Below are 19,762 nucleotides of genomic sequence, written 5' to 3' on the forward strand. Positions count from 1 at the left end.
AAATAAAAATATTAAACACCTGAATACGCCATAAAACCTCCATCAACAGGAATTGTCACGCCGGTAACAAATGCTGACATATGATCATCAACAAGCCATAATAGGGTACCAAGAAGATCTTCTGGCGTACCAAACCTTCTCATTGGTGTGTTCGAAATAATCTTATGAGACCTCTCTGTATAATCTCCATCTTCATTTAGGAGAAGGTTTTTATTTTGTGAGGTTAAAAAGAAGCCCGGTGCAATAGCATTTACTCTAATTCCTGCCTCAGCCATATGAACAGCTAACCATTTGGTGAAATTTTCAATTGCTGCTTTTGCTGCGCTATAAGCAGGCACTTTGGTCATAGGAGAAGGGGCACTCATAGATGACATGTTGATGACAACTGCTCCCTTTTGATGAACCATATGTTTAGTGAAAATTTGTGTAGGAATGAACGTCCCCATAAAATTTAAATCAAATACATTTTGTACACTATCTGTACTTAAATGAAAAAAAGTATTTACCTTAGGATTAGTAAGATCTTCTGTTTGAAATATTTCGTTGGTTGTATTTGCACTGGAGTGGTTACCACCAGCTCCATTTATCAATATTGTACAATTGCCTAATTCCTCTGTTACAATCTTCTCGGCTTGTTCCACACTATCTTTATTCAGAACATCACATTTAATCGCAATCGCTTTCCCGCCCATAAGGTTAATTTCTTCGGCTACCTTTTCGCCCTTTTCGCCTGTTCTATTTAAAATAGCCACAGACACGCCATGTCTAGCAAGTTCCTTTGCCATGGCGCTGCAAAGTACGCCACTTCCTCCTGTGATGACAGCTACTTTACCAGCTAAATTTTTATTTTCTTGTATGTTTACCATGTAGCTTCCTCCTTTGCTTCTTTTCGTACAGACTGTTTATTTTTTAAAGCATCCCAAGCTCCCCACAAATACATAATTCCAAGTGCTCTATCATAAAGACCATATCCAGGCCTACATTGTTCATCCCAAATGTGTCTTCCATGATCGGGTCTGCAATAACCTTTGAATCCGCTTTCATAATAAGCGTGTATAATGGCTGAAACGTCTACTGATCCATCTTTTGATCGATGCGATGTTTCAACAAAGTCCCCGTTATCATATACACGTACATTTCTTATATGAGTAAATGGTATTCTATCAATAAATTCGTGAATCATAGAGACTAAATCATTTTCTAAATTTGCTCCTAAAGATCCTGTACAGAGCGTTATACAATGATATGGGCTGCTATTTAGTTGTAAAATTTTTCTGATGTTTTTTTGGTTAGTTACTATTCGCGGTAGACCAAAGACAGGCCAAGGTGGATCGTCAGGATGAATAGCCATCTTAATATCATGAAGTTCTGCAATTGGAATAATCTGATCTAAAAAATATTTCAAGTTGGCCCATAAATCATCTTCTGTTATATTTTTGTAGGCTTCAAAAAGGTGGTGGAGGTGATTTAACCGCTCTGGTTCCCAACCTGGCATGGTTAAACTGGAGTTCTCACTAATTTTATTTACTAATTCTTTCGGATCAATATCTTTAATTCGACTATGTTCATAAAATAGAGCTGTAGATCCATCAGAAAGTGTTTTATTTAAGTCTGTACGGATCCAATCAAAGACAGGCATAAAGTTATAACATATGACTTTAACACCCACCTTTGCTAGCTTCTGAATTGTTTTCTTATAATTTTCTATGTATCGATCTCTAGTTGGAAGTCCGAGCTTAATGTCTTCATGAACATTCACGCTTTCAACTACTTCAATATGAAGGTTATGTTTATCAGCTAATTTTTTCATTTCTAACATTCTTTCTATTGGCCACTCTTCTCCTACGGGCACATCATGCAGTGCCCAAACAATTCCTTCCACTCCTGGAATCTGCTTTATTTGTTCCAGTGTGATCGTATCGTTTCCTTCTCCAAACCATCTGAATGTCATCCTCATCTATCATCACCCCTAATGTTATTTAAAATAATTTGGATATTCTTTCTTCAATAATTCTTTATCAACAAGTGCAATTTTCAAATGCTCTTCCATGATTTTTTCAGCTTTATCAGCATCTTGATCTTGTATAGCTTTGAAGATATTTACATGTTGAGAAAGAATATTATCCCAATTGTAATCTGTTACTAGCCTTAACATGCGGCTCCTATTAAAGTGTACATTCATCTGTTGAATAACTAACCATGTTTTTTCTTTTTTACACCGTTTGAAAATCGTTCTATGAAACTCCTCATCTAATTCAAACATTTTTTTATAGTCTTTTTTCTTAACGCAAATTTTTTGCATACTTAAATTCATATCTAAATCATTAATCAGCTCTTCAGAAAATTCCTGACAGGCTAGTCTAATCACTGCCTTCTCGAGATGTTCTCGCATAAACCGTGCTTCCTCCACAAGGTTCAAATCAATTAAAGAAACAAAAGTACCTCGTTGAGGATAGATACTTAATAATCCTTCTTGAGATAATTTTAAAAAGCTTTCTCTTACAGGAGTTCGACTAACATTAAATTGAACGGATATTTCTTTTTCAGAAATATTTGTCCCAGGTGGAAGCTTCAGGCTTAATATTTGATCTTTTAGCATATTGTAAACTTGTTCCCTCGTAGAGAGGTTTTGGTTTTTAAAATCAATATTCATTATTCTAATCTCCTTTCTCTAACATACTACCATACAAGTAGATTAGAATGGTAGACATTAATTTCATTTTTCTGAATACTTTCACTGTGAGCATCTCTTGATGATTCCACTATGTAAGCCATAATCAATCATAAAAGTGTAGGATCTTAAAAAGAAAATTCAAAAAACTATACAAAATTCAAAAAGATTAAGTTATAATGTTTTTTGAGCTACCATACTAGTATAACTAGAATATTAATAAAACGAACGGTACTCTGATCTATCAGCTAGGTGAATCATTCAGTTTTTTGAAAGCGCTATCTCATTATTAGAAGTGAAAATTTATCTTATTGCAGAAGGGAAAGATTGATATGTCCAACATCGCCATTATAGGAACTGGATCTATTGCAACTGCCCATATCGAGGCTTATCTTGCAATGCCTGAAATCAGTAAAATTGTAGCTTTAGCTGATATTTATCCTGAAAAAGCAATGTCTGCAGCAACAAAATATAACCTGGAAGCACGAGTTGTCGCTAACTACCAAGAATTATTGAATGATCCTACGATTGATGCCGTTTCCATTTGTACACCTCCTTATATGCACGCAACCATTGCCATCGATTTTCTTAAAGCAGGCAAACATGTTTTAGTAGAAAAACCTATGGCTTCTTCTCTAAAAGAATGTGACGAAATGATAAAAGCATCTATTGAAAGCCAGAAGCTTTTATCCGTTGTTGCTCAAAACAGGTTTATGACGCCCATTATGAGATTAAAACATGTCCTTGATCAAAACCTAATTGGAAAAATCGCTCATACTCAAGTTGATTCTTTTTGGTGGCGTGGTCATAGTTATTATGATTTATGGTGGCGCGGTACATGGGAAAAAGAAGGTGGAGGTTGTACACTTAATCATGCTGTCCATCATATTGATATGTTGCAATGGATGTTAGGATTGCCGGTTGACATTTTTGCAGCAACTAGTAATACCTTGCATGATAATGCAGAGGTTGAAGACCTTTCTATTGCTGTACTTCGATATGGAAATGGCAGCTTAGCACAAGTAACCAGTTCTGTTGTTCATCATGGAGAAGAACAACAATTGATTTTTCAAGGTGAAAAAGCTAGAGTATCTGTCCCATGGAAAGTAAATGCTCAAATAGCTAAAGAAAATGGGTTTCCTCAAGAGAAAAATGATGAGGATTTAGAAAATCGTATTCAGGAAGCTTTTCATCAATATCCGGAATTACTATTTGAAGGGCATAAAGGACAAATAAATAATTTTTTAATGGCTATCAAGGGTAACCAGAAGCTTTTAATTGATGGAACAGAAGGAAGAAAAACACTAGAACTTATTACAGCCATCTATAAATCTGCAAACCAAGGTGTTCATGTGAAGCTTCCTCTTTCAGCAGACGATCCTTTTTATACACGTGAAGGAATGCTCGCGAACGTTAAGCATTTTTATGAAAAACAAAGCAGTGTAGAAAATTTTTCAGACGATACGATAACCGTTGGAGGAAATTACGAGAAACTATGAGTCTAACGTTATTAAATTATTAAAAATAAACTGGAAGCTAGCTAGAGGAGGAACAATCATGCAGAAAAGTGATGGAATGAATTATGCTCCTAAGGGAAAAAGTGCCCCTGTTGTTACAGAAGGACAATTCGTCATGGCGGCAATAGGTCTTGATCATGGACACATCTATGCAATGTGCAATGGATTAACTGAGGCTGGGGCTACATTAAAATGGGTTTATGATCATGATCAGAAAAAAGTACAAGAATTTTGTAAAGCTTATCCGGAGGTACAGGCAGCCAAAAGTGAGAAAGAAATCCTCGAAGATCCAGATGTCAGGCTCGTGGCAGGCGCAGCCATTACATCTAAACGCTGTGATTTAGGGCTGCGTGTTTTAGATCATGGTAAGCATTACTTTACGGATAAATCACCTTTTACAACGTTAGAACAATTGGAGCTTGCTCGTAAAAAAACAGCTGAAACGGGACTTAAATGGGCTGTTTATTATAGTGAACGTTTGCACGTGGAGAGTGCCGTATTTGCTGGTCAATTGATTGAACAAGGAGCCATTGGAAAAGTGGTACAAGTTCTTGGAACTGGCCCACATCGTAGTAATGTGGAAAGTAGACCAAGCTGGTTTTTTGAAAAGGAATATTATGGAGGTATTCTATGTGATATTGGCAGTCACCAAATTGAACAATTCCTTTTCTATTCTGGCGCAAAAGATGCAAAAGTTGTACATAGTAAAGTGGGCAATTATAAGCATCATCAATATCCAGAATTAGAAGACTTTGGTGATGCTACTTTGATTGCTGATAATGGGGCTACAAACTACTTTAGAGTAGACTGGCTGACTCCTGATGGCCTTAGCACTTGGGGGGATGGGCGCACATTCATTCTTGGAACAGATGGGTATATTGAAATTCGCAAATACGTAGACATCGCAAGGGATAAAACAGGAGACCATTTATACTTAGTAAATCAACAGACAGAGCAGCATTTTTCTGTAAATGGAGAAGTAGGATTCCCTTACTTTGGTGAACTTATTTTAGATTGTTTAAACGGTACTGAAAATGCTATGACTCAAGAACATACTTTTAAAGCCGCAGAACTTTGCTTAATTGCACAACGAGACGCAATCTACGTAAATACGGAGTTTGAATTAAGTAAGATCTAAAAAAGTGAGGTGTTATTTTTGTTAATAACACCTTATTTCATTTAATTGAGATTTTCTAAACTAAGTTTGAAGGATAAAGAAACGATAAAATGTATAGAGGTGACGATATTGTCTACATTCCTAAGCGAAGATATGATGCTTAATCATGAAAGTTCAAAAGTTCTTTATCATGATTACGCGAAAAATATGCCAATCTATGATTTTCATACGCATTTAATGGCTGATGACATTGCTGCTAACAAAAAATATGAAAATATGACTGATATTTGGCTTAATGGAGATCACTATAAATGGAGGGCGATGCGATGGTTAGGCGTAGAAGAAAGATTGATCACGGGGAATGCAAGTGACAAGGAAAAATTCTTAGCTTGGGCGCAAACGGTTCCATATACAATAGGAAACCCTCTTTATCATTGGTCACATTTAGAATTAAGTCGTTATTTCAATATAAATGAGTTGTTCTCAGAAAAAAATGCACATCAAGTTTGGGATATTTGTAATGAGAGATTAAATGAAAGTAACATGTCCACAAATGGAATTTTAGAAAAATTTAATGTAAAAGTTGTGTGTACGACTGATGATCCAATCGATACTTTAGAAATTCATCAAATCATACGTAAAGATGTAGGAATTAAAACTAGGGTCCTACCTACATTTAGACCGGATCATGCTTTAAATATTGAACAATCAAATTTTGTAAACTATATAGAAAAATTAGGTGATTCAATCAACGGCGCTGTTTTAACATATGAAAACTTTATCGCTTCATTACATTCACGAATTGATTATTTTCACGCGAATGGATGCAGAATTTCTGATCATGGTTTTGAAATATTTCCATTTTCACCAGCTACTGAACAAGAAGTGTCTTCTATATTTGTACGTGCTCTGCAAGGAAAAACACTATCCCTAGAGGATATCAATAAATTTAAAACAAACACTCTTCTTCACCTGAGTAAAAAATATCATTCTCTTCATTGGACCATGCAATTACACATAGGTGCTTTAAGGAATAATAACACACGAATGTTCAAGTTAACGGGGAAAGATAGTGGGTACGACTCTATGTCTGACTTCCACCTAGCAAGACATTTAAATGGTTTTTTGAATGAATTAGACAAAGATAACCTTTTACCTAAAACCATCATCTATAATTTAAATCCCGCTCATAATGCGATTGTGGCCTCTACTATAGGGAATTTTCAGTCTTCTGATGCCAGAGCAAAAATTCAATTTGGGTCTGGGTGGTGGTTTAATGATCAAAAAGACGGCATGCTAGATCAAATGAAAACATTATCTAATATAGGTTTGCTTAGCACTTTCGTAGGGATGCTTACAGACTCCAGAAGCTTTTTATCGTTCCCTCGCCATGAATATTTCAGAAGAATCTTATGTGATTTATTTGGGACTTGGATAGAAAATGGTGAGCTTCCAAGGGATTACGAATTTATAGGAAAAATAGTCAAAGATATTTGTTATCACAATGCCGTGAATTATTTTAATATTGAAATAAATGAGACAGTACCAATGAAAATGAATGAATAATGCAGTAAGATAATGATTATAATTAAAGTAAAAAACTGGACATGATGTACTCATGCCCAGTTTTTTATTAATGAACGCCTTTCATCGCTTTCTTAATCACTGGTGTCAGTAATAGCATCACAACGCATAAAACGATGGCCAGCAATCCGATGATACCGAAATAGACGGTTTCCGGCACTTTATCAAACAGTTTGACTACTTGCGCATTGATCGCCTGTGCCATTGCATTTGAAAGGAACCAAAGGCTCATCGTTTGCGCTGAGAAGGCAGCAGGGGCCAGCTTTGTTGTCGCTGACAGTCCAACTGGTGATAAGCAGAGCTCTCCGATCACGACGAGGAAGAAGCTCAGAACGAGCCATAATGGGCTCACAAGTGTGTTCGGACCGGACATGTATGCAGGAATGATCATGATGATGAAGGATAACCCTGCAAACAGAAGACCGAGTGAGAATTTAATCGGGGTAGACGGCTGTTTCTTCCCAAGTCTGACCCATAACCAAGCAAACACTGGAGACAGCAGCACAATAAAGATTGGGTTCAATGATTGGAACCATGAAGACGCTAGTGTCATCCCAAGGAAATTCAAGTTTGTTCGTTGATCTGCATATGTTGCTAAAATGTTTGAGCCCTGCTCTTGAATCGCCCAGAACATCACGGCAGCAAGGAACAATGGAATATAAGCGAGAACCCTGGATTGCTCCACTGCGCTCGTCTTTTTACTGAAATACATGACAATGAAATAAACAATCGGAATGAGTACACCAAGGGCACTAACAAACCAAGTGAATAGATTAATTGTGAGTGCGCCTGTTTGAATGCCAATGACAGCAAAAACTGCGAGCAAAATCACAACCAATGATCCGTAAATTTTGAAGTTCTTACGTTCGGCAGCTGATAATGGATTTGTCACATACGTGCCGGCAAGACCAAGGTTCGGTTTTTTTGTGACCACAAATGTAATGAGTCCAACAAGCATCCCGACGGCAGCGAGTGAGAACCCGAGGTGGAAATTCACTTTTTGACCGAGTGTTCCGACAATTAATGGGGAGATAAAGCCACCCATGTTGATCCCCATGTAGAAAATACTAAATCCAGAGTCCCTACGTGGATCTGTTTTTGTATACAGGTCGCCAACAATGTTTGAAACGTTTGGCTTAAGAAGACCTGTCCCAATAATAATCAGTCCCATACTAATAAAGAGCGCTGTTGCTCCACTTGGCAAAGCCAAAATCACGTGGCCAAGCATAATGAAAACTCCGCCATAAAACACCGTACTGGACGAACCAAATACCCGGTCGGCGAGCCATCCGCCAATCACTCCTGACATATAGACAAGCGCACCGTAGACAGACATGATCGAATTGGCTGTCGTCTGGTCAAAGCCTAGACCGCCTTTTGTCACCTCTGTGTACATATAATAAATAAGCAGTGCACGCATGCCATAATAGGAGAAACGCTCCCAAAATTCAGTGAAAAACAGTGTGTAAAGTCCTTTAGGATGTCCAAAAAACCCTTTTTGAGGAACACTTTTAACAATTTTATCGTGGTCAATTGTAGACATGGCATAGATCCTTTCTTAAAAAAAGAGATATGAGAAAAATGATATTCTTGTATAGTTCTTGTGTCAATATAAAACTATTCTAAAACAGGAAAATGTTAGTTCAATAGGCGTAAAGACTCAAAAAAATGAAAAATTCATTGAAGTGAAAATTATCGGAAAGTTATTTCAAAAGAATTTATTTAAAATTTGAAGCAATGTACAAGCAAACCTTTACCACATGCATAGGATGACGAGAGAACATGTGTGAAAAGGAGTGATTAGGTTGGGGGAATTGAATGAAGCTGATCTGAAAAAACCAGTTGTCAATGTACTAGATTTTGGCGTAATTGCTGATGGGAAAACGGATTGCACAGCTAAGCTCAATGAATGTTTAGAGTGGACAAAAGCACAGGGGTATTCCCATATCTGGCTGCCGAGCGGCACGTATTTAATCGATGCGGTGTACAGAGGTGATCCATTTTTTCCTTTCCGAGGTGCAGGTATACGGGTGCCAAGTCATATATGCATTGAGATGGCGTCAGACGCTGTAATAAAGGTGAAACCAAATGATTCATGGGGGTATGCAGCTTTTTATATAGGAAAGGTTGAGCATGTAACCATTCGAGGCGGGCGTATTGAAGGGGATCGACATGAGCATGTATACAAGCCGCTCCCCGCTGAACGAAGAACCCATGAATGGGGCTTTGGGATATGTATTGAAGGTGCCTCCCATGTAGAGGTCAATCATGTCCAAATAAAAAATTGTACGGGAGACGGCATCATTGTCAGTCCCCACGGTTTGTTGACAGAGGGGGAACCATACTCGCCTGCTGCATCTATTGAAATTTCTGGCTGCACCATCACAGATTCGAGACGCAACAATATTTCGATTACAGGCTGTGATGGGGTTATTGTGGAGGACTGTCTCTTGGAAAGAGCAGGAGTAAATGGGGTCGAGCCAAGAATGGGCATTGATATTGAAGGCTATGGAGAAAATGCCGTTAATATGGAGGAGCCTTTGAATATTCAGATTCGCAACAACATCGTCAGAGGAGGTGCTGCAAGCTCCATCTATAACTTTAACGGTTATGGTGTGATCATTGAAGGCAATCATACAGATAGCAGTATCTCCTATGGCTTCTCCACCGAAACGATCATTGCCAACAATATGATTCGTGCAGTGGGAGGAGGTGTGACAAAAGCAGGGATTACGAGTTTAGGCGTCTCACTTGGCCAAACGGAAAACAATGTGATGATTATTGGCAATATGATTGAGGGGTTTGAAAAAGGAATTGATGTGAGAGGAGACAGTGTTCACATTACAGGCAATAAGATTAGTCTTTTTGAAGATGCGGCTGTGTCCGTTTATATGGCGAATCGTATTCTAATAGAAGGAAACCATATTGAATCAGGAACGAATACCGGAAAAAGAAGCGCCTCGTTGCGTATCTATCAATCGGATAGTGTCGTCTTTTCAAACAATACGGTCTACTCTGTTATCGATGCGGCCGTGGTGAGAGGAACGAATATTCTCATCCAGCACAATCAATTCAAAGAATTCAGCAGAGGAATCTGGGTGCAGGAAGGGGAAGCTGGGCTCAACGGCAACCACTTTATTCAAGAAGGACACCCGGAGCTAGATTCTTCGTATACGATCAGTGTCACTGGAAATGCAAAGGCTTTCATCTGGCAGAATCGCTTTAAGCACTATCAAAACTACGCTGTATACAGCAGCACGACGGGGGCATTGGAAATTAAAGATAATTCCTTTGAAGAAACATCCTTATATGTGGTGATGTATATTAAAAATGGTTCACCACAAATTGGAGATAACCGTTTCTATTTAAATCGATCGATCGGACAGCCGACGGCGATCTTTATTGACCAGGCCGCCTCAGCCCGTGTGCTGCGCAATAACATCATCAATCTATCTCCTCAAAAAGCGATTGCTGTCCGCACCGCAAATTCCACTCATTCTGTCATCGCTCACAACATGCTGGAACGCAGTCAATTGGTGACACATACCACAGACCGGCTCATCGGAAATATTGAGATTGATACACCGTCATGAGCGTTTGAAATCCCTTATTTTGGAGGTTCAGAAGGCGGTTGACAATCCTGTAAAAAGGGCATATAGTAATAATTATTTTTCATTTTTCGCAACATTTGCCCTTTTTTTATTAATAAAACCGATTAATTCAATCAGAAAAATGTATCTTCTAAGGACTTCGGTTTGATACATTTAGGATATAGAAAGGATGAAGAACAAGTGTCACAGCCGAAAAGGAAGCTCAAGTTAGGCGTATTCATCGCAGGAACTGGACATCACGTTGCCTCTTGGAGACATCCGAATGCAGTACCAGATGCAGCCATGAACCTAGATTATTTTAAACAATTAGCGAAAAAGGCAGAGGAAGGAAAGCTGGATTTGCTCTTTTTAGCCGACAGTTTATCCATTAATCAAACCTCTCATCCGAACGTATTAACGAGATTTGAACCGCTCACGCTGCTTTCATCCATTGCTGAGTCTACTTCAACCATTGGTTTAGCAGCAACAGCTTCCACTACATACAGTGAGCCTTTCCATATTGCAAGGCAGTTTGCCTCCCTTGATCATTTATCAGGCGGAAGAGCGGCATGGAATGTGGTCACATCTTCTATTGAAGAAACAGCGAAAAATTTTAGCGGAGAAGAGCATTTAGCACACCATAAACGATATGAGCGGGCAGAAGAGTTCGTCGAAGTCGTCAAAGGTCTCTGGGATTCTTGGGAAGAAGACGCCCTTGTCAGAAACAAGGAAACGGGAGAATTCTTCGAATCTAGTAAGCTTCATGAGCTCCAGCATAAAGGTGAGTTCTTCTCAGTAAGAGGTCCTCTCAACGTATCACGGACGCCGCAAGGGCAGCCCGTGATCATTCAAGCAGGATCTTCTGAAGATGGCCAAAAGCTTGCAGCAAAAACAGCAGAGCTCATTTTCACTGCACAAAACGATCTCGATAAAGCGAAGGAATTTTATCAAAGCTTGAAGGGGAAAGTAGAAGCTGCTGGCCGTGCTAGAGAGGACGTCAGCATCATGCCGGGTATCTTCCCGATCATTGCTGATACAGAGGAAGAAGCCCAAGCGAAATATGAAGAATTACAGGAGCTGATTGTTCCTGAGATTGGACTGAGCATTCTGCAAAATTACTTAGGCGGGATTGATCTGTCTCAGTATCCTTTAGACGGACCGCTTCCAGAGATTGATCCGAGCACGTCAAATGCGGTGAAAAGCCGTTTTGATCTCGTGATGAATATGGCGAGAAAGGATAATCTGACCATTCGCCAGCTCTATCAATCAGTTGCCGGCTCACGCGGTCATAATATTTTCATTGGAACGCCGCAGCAGCTGGCAGACGTGATGGAAACATGGCTGGTTGAAGAAGCAGCAGACGGCTTTAATGTCATGCCGCCGCTCTTGCCAGAAGGGCTGGATGTGTTCGTAGACCGCGTCGTCCCAATCCTTCAGGAACGAGGCTTATTCAAAACCGATTACACAGGACAAACCTTGCGAGAAAATCTCGGATTAACAGAGCCAAAAAATCGCTACACGACATAAGGGTGAGGTGACTAACGTTGGGATACACGTTTCGTCTGGCAACAGAGGCAGATATAGAGGCGCTGCTTGAACTGACAACAAGAGCCTACGAGCCAATTCGTGAGCTAGGCATCCAGTTCCAAGCAGCACATGCTGATTTCGCTCTCGTTCAGAATAATGTACAAAAGAATCTTTGCTATGTGATGGAAGAAAACGGAGAGCTTCTATCCACCTTATCACTCCGTATGCCTTGGGGAGAGCAGCCAGGACCGTTCGGCGTCCCTCATATCTGGTGGTTTGCCTCAGAACCAGCCGCCAAAAAAGGCACAGGCTCAGCCTTGCTGGAATGGGTTGAAACCGAAGTGCTAAGGGATACACTGAAGGTGCCGTACGTGTCGCTCGGTACAGCTGATAAGCATCCATGGCTCATAGAGATGTATGAGCGTAAAGGCTATGTCAGAGCAGGTGAAAAGGATTTAGGCAAAGGTCATATCACGGTTTATTTCAAAAAACAATTAAGATCAGATATCACACAACCATAAGAGGAAGAAGGGTTTACAAACATGAAAAACAAAAAGTGGCTAGTCGTTCTATTTGCAGCAATGCTGGCAGTTTTAGCAGCTTGCGGCGGCAACAATCAGAGTGAAGGCAAAGACGAAAAAGTGTTAAAAGTAGGCGCTACAGGACAAAGCTATCCATTTGCTTATAAAGACAATGGCAAGCTTGTCGGATTCGATGTTGAAGTAACAGAAGCCATTGCGAAAAAGCTAGGCTACAAACTAGACTGGCAGCTGAGCGAATTCAGCGGACTAATGGGACAGCTGACATCTGGTAAGCTCGATACAGTGTCAAACCAAGTTGCCGTTACAGACGAGCGTAAACAAACATTTAACTTTACAGATACGTACGCTTACGCAGGAACACAAATCATCGTGAAAAAAGACAACAACCACATCAAAGGTCTTGACGATTTAAAAGGAAAAACAGTGGCGGCGGTTCTTGGCTCTAACCATGCTAAAAACTTAGAGAGCAAAGACCCTGACAAGAAAATTAAGATTAAAACATATGAAACGCAAGACGGCGTATTAAATGAAGTGGCAAATGGCCGCGTAGATGCTTATGTCAACGGACGCAGTGTATTACTTGCTCAAATTGAAAAAACAGGTCTGCCGCTGAAAATCGTAGGCAACCCAATTGTGTATGAAGAAGTAGGCTATCCATTTGCGAAAGATAAAAAGCATGACAAACTAAGAGAAGAATTTAACAAAGCCATCAAAGAATTAAGAGAAGACGGGACACTTAAGAAATTGTCTGAGAAATATTTCAAAGACGATGTGACAGTGCCAATTAAAAAATAACGACAGCGGCGGTGAAGAGCAGACATGAACAAAATTGATTGGCAGTATATGGTGACGGTGTTTCCGACATTGCTTCAATACTTGCCGATAACGATCTTCATGGCGATTGTCTCCATGGTATTTGCCATTATCATTGGTGTGGTATTCGCTCTCATTACGAAAAACCGGATACCTGTTTTATACCAATTTGCCAAGCTGTATATTTCTTTCTTCAGAGCGGTTCCAACCTTGGTTCAGCTCTTTCTCATTTATTTTGGTCTCCCGCAGCTATTCCCTGCGATGACCTCAATGGATGCTTTAACAGCGGTCATTATCGGATTAAGTATTAAGAACTCAGCATACTTAGCAGAAATTTTCAGAGCGGCTCTGAACTCAGTGGATGAAGGGCAGCTTGAGGCATGCTTATCTGTCGGTATGACAAGATGGCAGTCTTACGTTAGAATTATTTTCCCGCAGGCCGTCAGAAATGCAATTCCAGCGACAGGGAATACCTTTATCGGTCTTTTAAAAGAAACATCTCTTGCCTTTACGATTGGTGTGGCAGAAATGTTTGCACAAGGGAAGATGATTGCATCGGCGAACTATAAATACTTTGAAACCTATTTAGCCGTAGGGATTGTGTATTGGGTGCTGACGATCATTTATAGTTTCCTGCAGGACCTATTTGAACGAAAAATCAGCAAACCTTACCGGAATTAAGGAGGTGTGGACATGATCAAGCTCACCAATTTGAAGAAATCATTCGGCGACCTTGTCGTCTTAGACGGAATTAATCTCGACGTGAAAAAAGGGCAGGTTGTGGCCATTATCGGACCTTCTGGCTCCGGTAAATCCACCTTGCTGCGCTGTTTAAATTTATTAGAAACACCTGATGAAGGCACGATTGAAATTGGCGATGCGAAGCTCGATGCGTCCAAATATTCACGTAAAGAAGCCCATCACCTGCGTCAACAAACGGCCATGGTGTTTCAAAACTATAATTTATTTAAAAACAAGACAGCACTGCAAAACATAACAGAATCACTGCTTGTGACGAAAAAAATGACGAAGCAGCAGGCGGATGAAATCGGTATGAAACTGCTGAAGCAGGTAGGGTTAGAGCAAAAGGCTGACAGCTATCCAGTCACGTTATCTGGCGGACAGCAGCAGCGGATTGGGATTGCCCGCGCGTTAGCGGTTGATCCACATGCGATTTTGCTGGATGAACCAACGTCAGCGCTTGATCCAGAGCTTGTCTCAGGTGTGCTTCAAGTCATTAAATCCATTGCGATTCAAGAAACAACGATGATCATCGTCACACATGAAATGGCGTTTGCAAGAGAAGTGGCAGACCATGTGATTTTCATGGCGGATGGTCATATTATCGAGCAGGGGACGCCAACTGAGCTATTTGATGAAACAAAGAATGAACGAACGAAACGATTTATCCAAAAAGAAGCAGCGGCTGAAGAAGCATAAGCTGCTTTTTATTCTTTAGAGAGGTGAGTGTCTAGTGAAACCAATAGGAAATGAAGCTTTAAACAAACGTTTGATCAACATTCGCCGAGCGCTTCATGAGCATCCAGAGCTGGCGTTTGAAGAATATGAAACGACAAAGAAACTGCGCCGCTGGTTAGAAGAGGAAGGGATCACTGTACTTGATATCCCAGCCCTTCAAACAGGCATTGTCTGTGAAATCAAAGGAGAACAAGAGGGGCCGACAATTGCTTTGAGAGCCGATATTGATGCACTTCCGATTGAAGAAGCATCTGGCGAACCATTTTCTTCAAAGGTACCGGGTAAAATGCATGCATGCGGTCATGATTTCCATACAGCTTCTATTTTTGGCGCGGCTCTTTTATTAAAAGAGCGGAAACACGAGATCAAAGGAACGGTCCGTATTTTGTTCCAGCCGGCTGAGGAAGTTGCTCAAGGGGCGAAACACGTCATAGAGGCAGGCGTTTTAGATGGAGTCGATGCGATTTTCGGTATGCACAACAAGCCTGACCTGCCAGTTGGCACGATTGGCATTAGAGAAAAAGCATTGATGGCGAGTGTGGACCGGTTTGAAATCGATATTAAAGGAACGGGTGGCCACGCCGGTATTCCAAATCACACGGTAGACCCCATAGCCATCAGCGGGCAGATCACAAGCGCCCTTCAGCAAATCGTCAGCCGCCGCATCAGCTCCTTGCATCATGCGGTTGTCAGTATCACACGCATTCAAGGCGGTACGTCATGGAATGTGATTCCCGACCGTGTTGAGATGGAAGGAACTGTTCGGACATTTGAGCCTGAAGTAAGAGCGATGATTCCAGAGCTTATGAAACAAATCGTCAGCGGGATTGCAGAAGGATTTGGAGCAGAGACTGAAGTAAGATGGCATCCTTATTTGCCATCTGTCATGAATGATGAGCGTCTGACAAAGGTAGTAGAAGAAACGGCTGGCTCACTTGACTTACATGTCGTGCAGGCAGAGCAGTCACCGGGCGGAGAAGATTTTGCTCTTTATCAAGAACGCATTCCAGGCTTTTTTGTATGGATGGGGACTAGTGGTACGAAGGAGTGGCATCACCCTGCGTTTACATTAAATGAAGACGCACTTCCAGTTTCCGCTGCCTTCTTTGCTGAGCTTGCTGTTCGGGCATTGGAGTCTCGATCATGGAATTAACAAAACAACTGGCAGAAGTAGTGCTTTCTGCTGATCCGCTGCAGGATGAGCGGGCCATTCAAATGGCTAGAAATGGCCTGTTAGACGCTGCGGCATCAGCGTTTGCTGCGAAAGAGGATGAAGGGCTTCAGCAGCTGATGCAGCTTGTTGAACAGGAAGGCGGAGCCGCTCAGATTCCTGTCATTGGACGAGGAAAGAAGGTGAGCCGCCAATCTGCAGCAATGCTGAACGGCTACCTCATCCATGCCCTTGATTATGATGATGTGCACTCAGATGTGAGAGGACATCCGAGCGCGGTCATCATTCCAGCGCTGCTATCACAGCTGACAGAAGGCAAAGGGTATGGCGAGCGGTTTTTAGCTGCCTACATCACAGGTGTTGAAGTGATGGCAAGACTTGGCGAATCCATCGGCAAGGCGCATTATGAGCGGGGCTGGCATAATACAGGAACACTCGGAGCCATTGCGGCAGTGTGTGCGATTGGCTATTTGAAAAAAGTCTCCAAGGAAGAACTGACGAAAGCAATCGGCTTTGCCGGAGCGCAATCAGCCGGAATGCGAAAGCAGTTTGGCTCTGATATGAAACCATTACAAGCCGGCTTAGCTGCTAAAACAGCCGTTTGGTCTATGGATTTAGCTTGTTCAGGTTTTGGCGGGAATGACTCGGTTCTTGATGGCGCGCTTGGTTTCTTTTCACTCTATGGAGATCTGGAACTTGCGAAAAGCCGTTTGCTAGAGGGCTATGGTTCTACATGGCGTATCGTTTCGCCGGGGCTGTGGTTCAAAGTATATCCGTTCTGCTCAGCAGCCCACCATGCAGCAGATGCGATACAATCCTTAATAAAAGAGCGGTCTTTCTTGCCGGAGCAGGTAAAACAGGTCGATGTCATATTCCCGCCAGGCGGAGATGCAGCGCTTATTGAGCGGACACCTTTAACCGGGGAAGGAGGACGATTCAGTGTTGAATACGTCATCGCACTTGCAGTGTTTGGACAGACGCTTACACTGGATGCCTTTACGAAAAAACCCATTCCATCAGACATGCGGACATGGATGAAGCGGGTAAGCAGAGGATATGATCAAACGATAGAACCCCATCCCGATGCTGTTCCAAAAGGACGCTTTACGATTGTGAAGCTCACCTTATCTGACGGCACCACCATGAGCAAGCGGGTTGATATTCCTCAGGGAGCACCAGGCTGTGCGTTATCGAAAGAAGACATCATACAAAAGTTAAGCAGCGTCACAAGCGCATCACAGGCACAGCAGATTTTACAGGCAGTTGAAGAGGAAAACAACACTGCTTATTTGAAGTGGCTGGCATGATAAAAAAGCTCATCGATATAGTGATGAGCTTTTTTAAATAGATCTATCATATAACTGTCAGGAAGTTCTTTCTCTAAATATATGTAAATGACGCTGTCCTATTTCAACTAACATCTTGACCATCTTCTGCAATGCCATCATAAAAAAACCTCATGTGATTCACCGCAGTATTAGTTCTTTCAAAAAGTATGAATAAAAGATGACCAAACGATGATAAGTTCATAAAAACAGTGGAATCCAATTGAGATTTGAAAGGGAACATGTAAAATAAAGCTACATAAAGAAAAACAATGGTAGCAGCGGAGGCTGATCATGAAAATATTAATGATTGAAGATAATCAGAGCGTTTGTACAATGACGGATATGTTTTTTCAACGAGAGGGATTTCAAGCGGAATTCGTTCATGATGGATTAGAAGGATTGAATCGCTTTAAGCAAGAGGAGGATTGGGATCTGCTCATTTTAGATGTCATGCTTCCTTCGATGGATGGTCTGACCATTTGCCAAAAAGTGCGCCAGATCAGTGACATTCCGATTATCATGCTGACAGCCAAGGAAACCGAATCTGATCAGGTGCTTGGTTTTGATCTTGGGGCAGATGATTATGTGACCAAGCCCTTTAGTCCACTAACCTTGATGGCAAGAATTAAAGCGGTGAAACGACGCTTTGCTCATACAACCACTCAAGAAAAGGTAAATGAGGGCGAACGGCTGGAGACAGCACATTTTCAGTTGGATAAAAAAACGAGAGAAGTTTTCCTGGATGGAGAGCGAATAGAGAACCTCACACCGAAAGAATACGATCTGCTGTGCTTTTTTATTCAGCATCCTCGGCAAGTATTTTCACGAGAACAATTGCTTGAGCAAATTTGGGGATACCAATTTTATGGAGATGAACGAACGGTAGATGTTCATATTAAACGGCTGCGTCAAAAAATTGGGGACGGGCCTAAGCCCTTTTTGTATACAGTATGGGGCGTAGGGTATAAGTTCGATGAAGATTAAATATTTTTATCAGCTGCTGATCAGCCACCTTGGGTTATTGCTCATTGCCATTGTCATTATCAGCACCCTTTTATCTCATTTTGTGAAAGATATTGCCTATCAAAACAGAGTGAATGAAATGAGCTCCTATGGGAATGAAATCTTGCAAGATTATAAACGACTCCCTAAAAGCGAGATGACCTTTCGTCTGCGTCCATTTGAAGATATTCTTTCGACAAGGCAAATTCGTTTTTTCGTGTTTGATGAAAAAGGAGATATTCTGTCTCAGCAGCAAGAGATGCCGCCGCATGAAGTATTACTGACAAAGGATTTATGGGCCAAACTCTCAAAAGGAGAGCAAATCATTGTGAAACGAAGTGATTCACGCCGCCTTGATCAAGAGGCATCACTTGTGGCGCTCCCTGTCATGGAGGATGGAAAGCTAAAGGGCGGAGTTGTCCTTATTGCCCCGATTCAAGGCGCTGAACAGCTCATCGCCCAAATGAATCGTTATCTGTATATCATCGTATTTGTGGCGCTGACGATCACCTTTATTCTCAGCCTGTTCCTGTCTAAATTTCATGTGAACCGCATCAAAAAGCTGAGAGAGGCGACTGAAAAGATTGCGCAAGGTGATTACAACATCAAGCTTGAAAACAAACACCTTGATGAAATTGGCACACTTGGTGAGGATTTTAATATGATGGCCAAGCGTCTTCAGCAATCAAGAGAGGAAATTGACCGGCTCGAAAAGCGCAGACGTCAATTCATCGCAGATGTGTCTCACGAATTGAAAACACCGCTGACCACCATTCGAGGACTGGTAGAATGGCTGAACACTGCGGATGTGTCAGCAGAAGAGAAAGAGAAATGCTATGCCTTAATCACTGATGAGACAAAACGTATGCTGCGCCTCGTCAATGAAAATATGGATTATGAGAAAATTAGATCGAATCAAATTACCCTTCAGAAATTTCACTATCCACTCATTGACACATTTGAAGTGATGAAAGAGCAGCTGAGCCGAATCGCTGAAGAGAAAAACAATCAGCTGATCGTGGACGTTGATCCCGAGCTAAAGGTTTATGCAGATTATGACAGGCTCATTCAAATACTTGTCAATATCACAAAGAATGCGATTCAATTCACAGAAGACGGCCGTATTTACTTAAGAGGAAAACAAGAAAATCAAGAGACGATCATCGAAGTGGAAGACACAGGCATTGGCATTGCGCCAGACGAAATCAAACACATATGGGAACGTTTTTATAAAGCGGATATCTCAAGAACGAATACACCGTATGGAGAATACGGATTGGGCTTGTCTATCGTGAAGCAGCTTGTGGACCTGCATGAAGGGCATATTGATATGAAAAGTGAAAAAAACAATGGAACGACATTTACCATACGACTGCCGTTTCCAGAAGAAAAGGGCTAAAATGAAGTTCATTTTAGCCCTT

17 protein-coding genes are annotated in these 19,762 nt (G+C 41.2%); 13 read left to right on the forward strand and 4 right to left on the reverse strand.

The features are described from left to right. Positions 1-11: 11 nt before the first annotated feature. From MHB67_RS02005 to MHB67_RS02015, 3 genes are read right to left on the reverse strand one after another with little or no spacing between them, the layout of a single operon-like run. Complete coding sequence (locus MHB67_RS02005; RefSeq protein ID WP_342492753.1) at positions 12-866, reverse strand: SDR family oxidoreductase; 855 nt, start codon at positions 864-866, stop codon at positions 12-14. Beyond that, a complete protein-coding gene (uxuA, locus tag MHB67_RS02010) occupies positions 860-1,957 on the reverse strand; it encodes a mannonate dehydratase (protein ID WP_198457093.1) in 1,098 nt (365 codons plus the stop codon). Before uxuA ends, MHB67_RS02005 begins: the two co-directional genes overlap by 7 nt. Positions 1,958-1,975: 18 nt before the next feature. After that, on the reverse strand, positions 1,976-2,653 hold the full coding sequence (locus MHB67_RS02015) for a GntR family transcriptional regulator (protein WP_073203778.1): 678 nt from the start codon (positions 2,651-2,653) through the stop codon (positions 1,976-1,978). A 350-nt stretch (positions 2,654-3,003) separates the two neighbouring features. Here MHB67_RS02015 and MHB67_RS02020 point away from each other — a divergent pair, with 350 nt between their 5' ends. The 3 genes from MHB67_RS02020 (at position 3,004) to uxaC (ending at position 6,871) form a co-directional block, all read left to right on the forward strand. Continuing rightward, positions 3,004-4,170 (forward strand): Gfo/Idh/MocA family oxidoreductase, encoded by a 1,167-nt coding sequence (locus tag MHB67_RS02020; RefSeq protein ID WP_073203781.1) that lies wholly within the window; start codon positions 3,004-3,006, stop codon positions 4,168-4,170. A gap of 58 nt (positions 4,171-4,228) precedes the next feature. Further along, on the forward strand, positions 4,229-5,326 hold the full coding sequence (locus MHB67_RS02025) for a Gfo/Idh/MocA family oxidoreductase (protein WP_073203784.1): 1,098 nt from the start codon (positions 4,229-4,231) through the stop codon (positions 5,324-5,326). A 108-nt stretch (positions 5,327-5,434) separates the two neighbouring features. Further along, the gene (gene uxaC / locus MHB67_RS02030; RefSeq protein WP_103132454.1) at positions 5,435-6,871 is read left to right on the forward strand and encodes a glucuronate isomerase; all 1,437 of its coding nucleotides are present in this window, start codon (positions 5,435-5,437) and stop codon (positions 6,869-6,871) included. A gap of 67 nt (positions 6,872-6,938) precedes the next feature. Here the strand turns inward: uxaC and MHB67_RS02035 are convergent, their stop codons facing one another. Further along, positions 6,939-8,432, reverse strand: coding sequence for a peptide MFS transporter (locus tag MHB67_RS02035; protein WP_024425520.1), 1,494 nt, complete (start codon positions 8,430-8,432; stop codon positions 6,939-6,941). A 262-nt stretch (positions 8,433-8,694) separates the two neighbouring features. Here MHB67_RS02035 and MHB67_RS02040 point away from each other — a divergent pair, with 262 nt between their 5' ends. The 10 genes from MHB67_RS02040 (at position 8,695) to MHB67_RS02085 (ending at position 19,740) form a co-directional block, all read left to right on the forward strand. Beyond that, positions 8,695-10,482, forward strand: a complete 1,788-nt coding sequence (locus MHB67_RS02040) for a right-handed parallel beta-helix repeat-containing protein (RefSeq protein WP_103132453.1) — start codon at positions 8,695-8,697, stop codon at positions 10,480-10,482. Between the two features lie 198 nt (positions 10,483-10,680). Then, positions 10,681-12,006 carry an LLM class flavin-dependent oxidoreductase gene (locus tag MHB67_RS02045; protein WP_073203789.1) on the forward strand — a complete coding sequence of 442 codons (1,326 nt, stop codon included), beginning with the start codon at positions 10,681-10,683 and terminating at the stop codon, positions 12,004-12,006. Positions 12,007-12,023: 17 nt separating this feature from the next. Further along, complete coding sequence (locus tag MHB67_RS02050; protein WP_024425523.1) at positions 12,024-12,527, forward strand: GNAT family N-acetyltransferase; 504 nt, start codon at positions 12,024-12,026, stop codon at positions 12,525-12,527. A gap of 21 nt (positions 12,528-12,548) precedes the next feature. Further along, positions 12,549-13,343: an amino acid ABC transporter substrate-binding protein gene (locus MHB67_RS02055; RefSeq protein ID WP_073203792.1), complete on the forward strand. Its 795-nt coding sequence runs from the start codon at positions 12,549-12,551 to the stop codon at positions 13,341-13,343. A gap of 24 nt (positions 13,344-13,367) precedes the next feature. Beyond that, entirely contained in the window at positions 13,368-14,042 is a 675-nt protein-coding gene (locus MHB67_RS02060; protein WP_024425525.1) for an amino acid ABC transporter permease, read from the forward strand. A gap of 12 nt (positions 14,043-14,054) precedes the next feature. Beyond that, a complete protein-coding gene (locus MHB67_RS02065; RefSeq protein WP_024425526.1) occupies positions 14,055-14,801 on the forward strand; it encodes an amino acid ABC transporter ATP-binding protein in 747 nt (248 codons plus the stop codon). Positions 14,802-14,835: 34 nt separating this feature from the next. After that, positions 14,836-15,993, forward strand: a complete 1,158-nt coding sequence (locus MHB67_RS02070) for an amidohydrolase (RefSeq protein WP_283859843.1) — start codon at positions 14,836-14,838, stop codon at positions 15,991-15,993. After that, positions 15,984-17,318 (forward strand): MmgE/PrpD family protein, encoded by a 1,335-nt coding sequence (locus tag MHB67_RS02075; RefSeq protein WP_283859845.1) that lies wholly within the window; start codon positions 15,984-15,986, stop codon positions 17,316-17,318. Before MHB67_RS02070 ends, MHB67_RS02075 begins: the two co-directional genes overlap by 10 nt. A 312-nt stretch (positions 17,319-17,630) precedes the next feature. Further along, positions 17,631-18,323, forward strand: a complete 693-nt coding sequence (locus MHB67_RS02080) for a response regulator transcription factor (RefSeq protein ID WP_024425529.1) — start codon at positions 17,631-17,633, stop codon at positions 18,321-18,323. Then, positions 18,313-19,740, forward strand: coding sequence for a HAMP domain-containing sensor histidine kinase (locus tag MHB67_RS02085; protein ID WP_283859847.1), 1,428 nt, complete (start codon positions 18,313-18,315; stop codon positions 19,738-19,740). Before MHB67_RS02080 ends, MHB67_RS02085 begins: the two co-directional genes overlap by 11 nt. Positions 19,741-19,762 lie beyond the last annotated feature (22 nt).

The organism is Bacillus sp. FSL H8-0516, assembly GCF_038635285.1.
In the GTDB taxonomy this organism is placed as follows: domain Bacteria; phylum Bacillota; class Bacilli; order Bacillales; family Bacillaceae; genus Bacillus; species Bacillus safensis.

Excerpts from the sequence above, each read along its gene's own strand:
- MHB67_RS02005 (WP_342492753.1), bottom strand. The coding sequence starts at position 866 with ATGGTAAACATACAAGAAAATAAAAATTTAGCTGGTAAAGTAGCTGTC.
- uxuA (WP_198457093.1), bottom strand. The coding sequence starts at position 1,957 with ATGAGGATGACATTCAGATGGTTTGGAGAAGGAAACGATACGATCACA.
- MHB67_RS02015 (WP_073203778.1), bottom strand. The coding sequence starts at position 2,653 with ATGAATATTGATTTTAAAAACCAAAACCTCTCTACGAGGGAACAAGTT.
- MHB67_RS02020 (WP_073203781.1), top strand. The coding sequence starts at position 3,004 with ATGTCCAACATCGCCATTATAGGAACTGGATCTATTGCAACTGCCCAT.
- MHB67_RS02025 (WP_073203784.1), top strand. The coding sequence starts at position 4,229 with ATGCAGAAAAGTGATGGAATGAATTATGCTCCTAAGGGAAAAAGTGCC.
- MHB67_RS02035 (WP_024425520.1), bottom strand. The coding sequence starts at position 8,432 with ATGTCTACAATTGACCACGATAAAATTGTTAAAAGTGTTCCTCAAAAA.
- MHB67_RS02055 (WP_073203792.1), top strand. The coding sequence starts at position 12,549 with ATGAAAAACAAAAAGTGGCTAGTCGTTCTATTTGCAGCAATGCTGGCA.
- MHB67_RS02060 (WP_024425525.1), top strand. The coding sequence starts at position 13,368 with ATGAACAAAATTGATTGGCAGTATATGGTGACGGTGTTTCCGACATTG.
- MHB67_RS02065 (WP_024425526.1), top strand. The coding sequence starts at position 14,055 with ATGATCAAGCTCACCAATTTGAAGAAATCATTCGGCGACCTTGTCGTC.
- MHB67_RS02075 (WP_283859845.1), top strand. The coding sequence starts at position 15,984 with ATGGAATTAACAAAACAACTGGCAGAAGTAGTGCTTTCTGCTGATCCG.
- MHB67_RS02080 (WP_024425529.1), top strand. The coding sequence starts at position 17,631 with ATGAAAATATTAATGATTGAAGATAATCAGAGCGTTTGTACAATGACG.
- MHB67_RS02085 (WP_283859847.1), top strand. The coding sequence starts at position 18,313 with ATGAAGATTAAATATTTTTATCAGCTGCTGATCAGCCACCTTGGGTTA.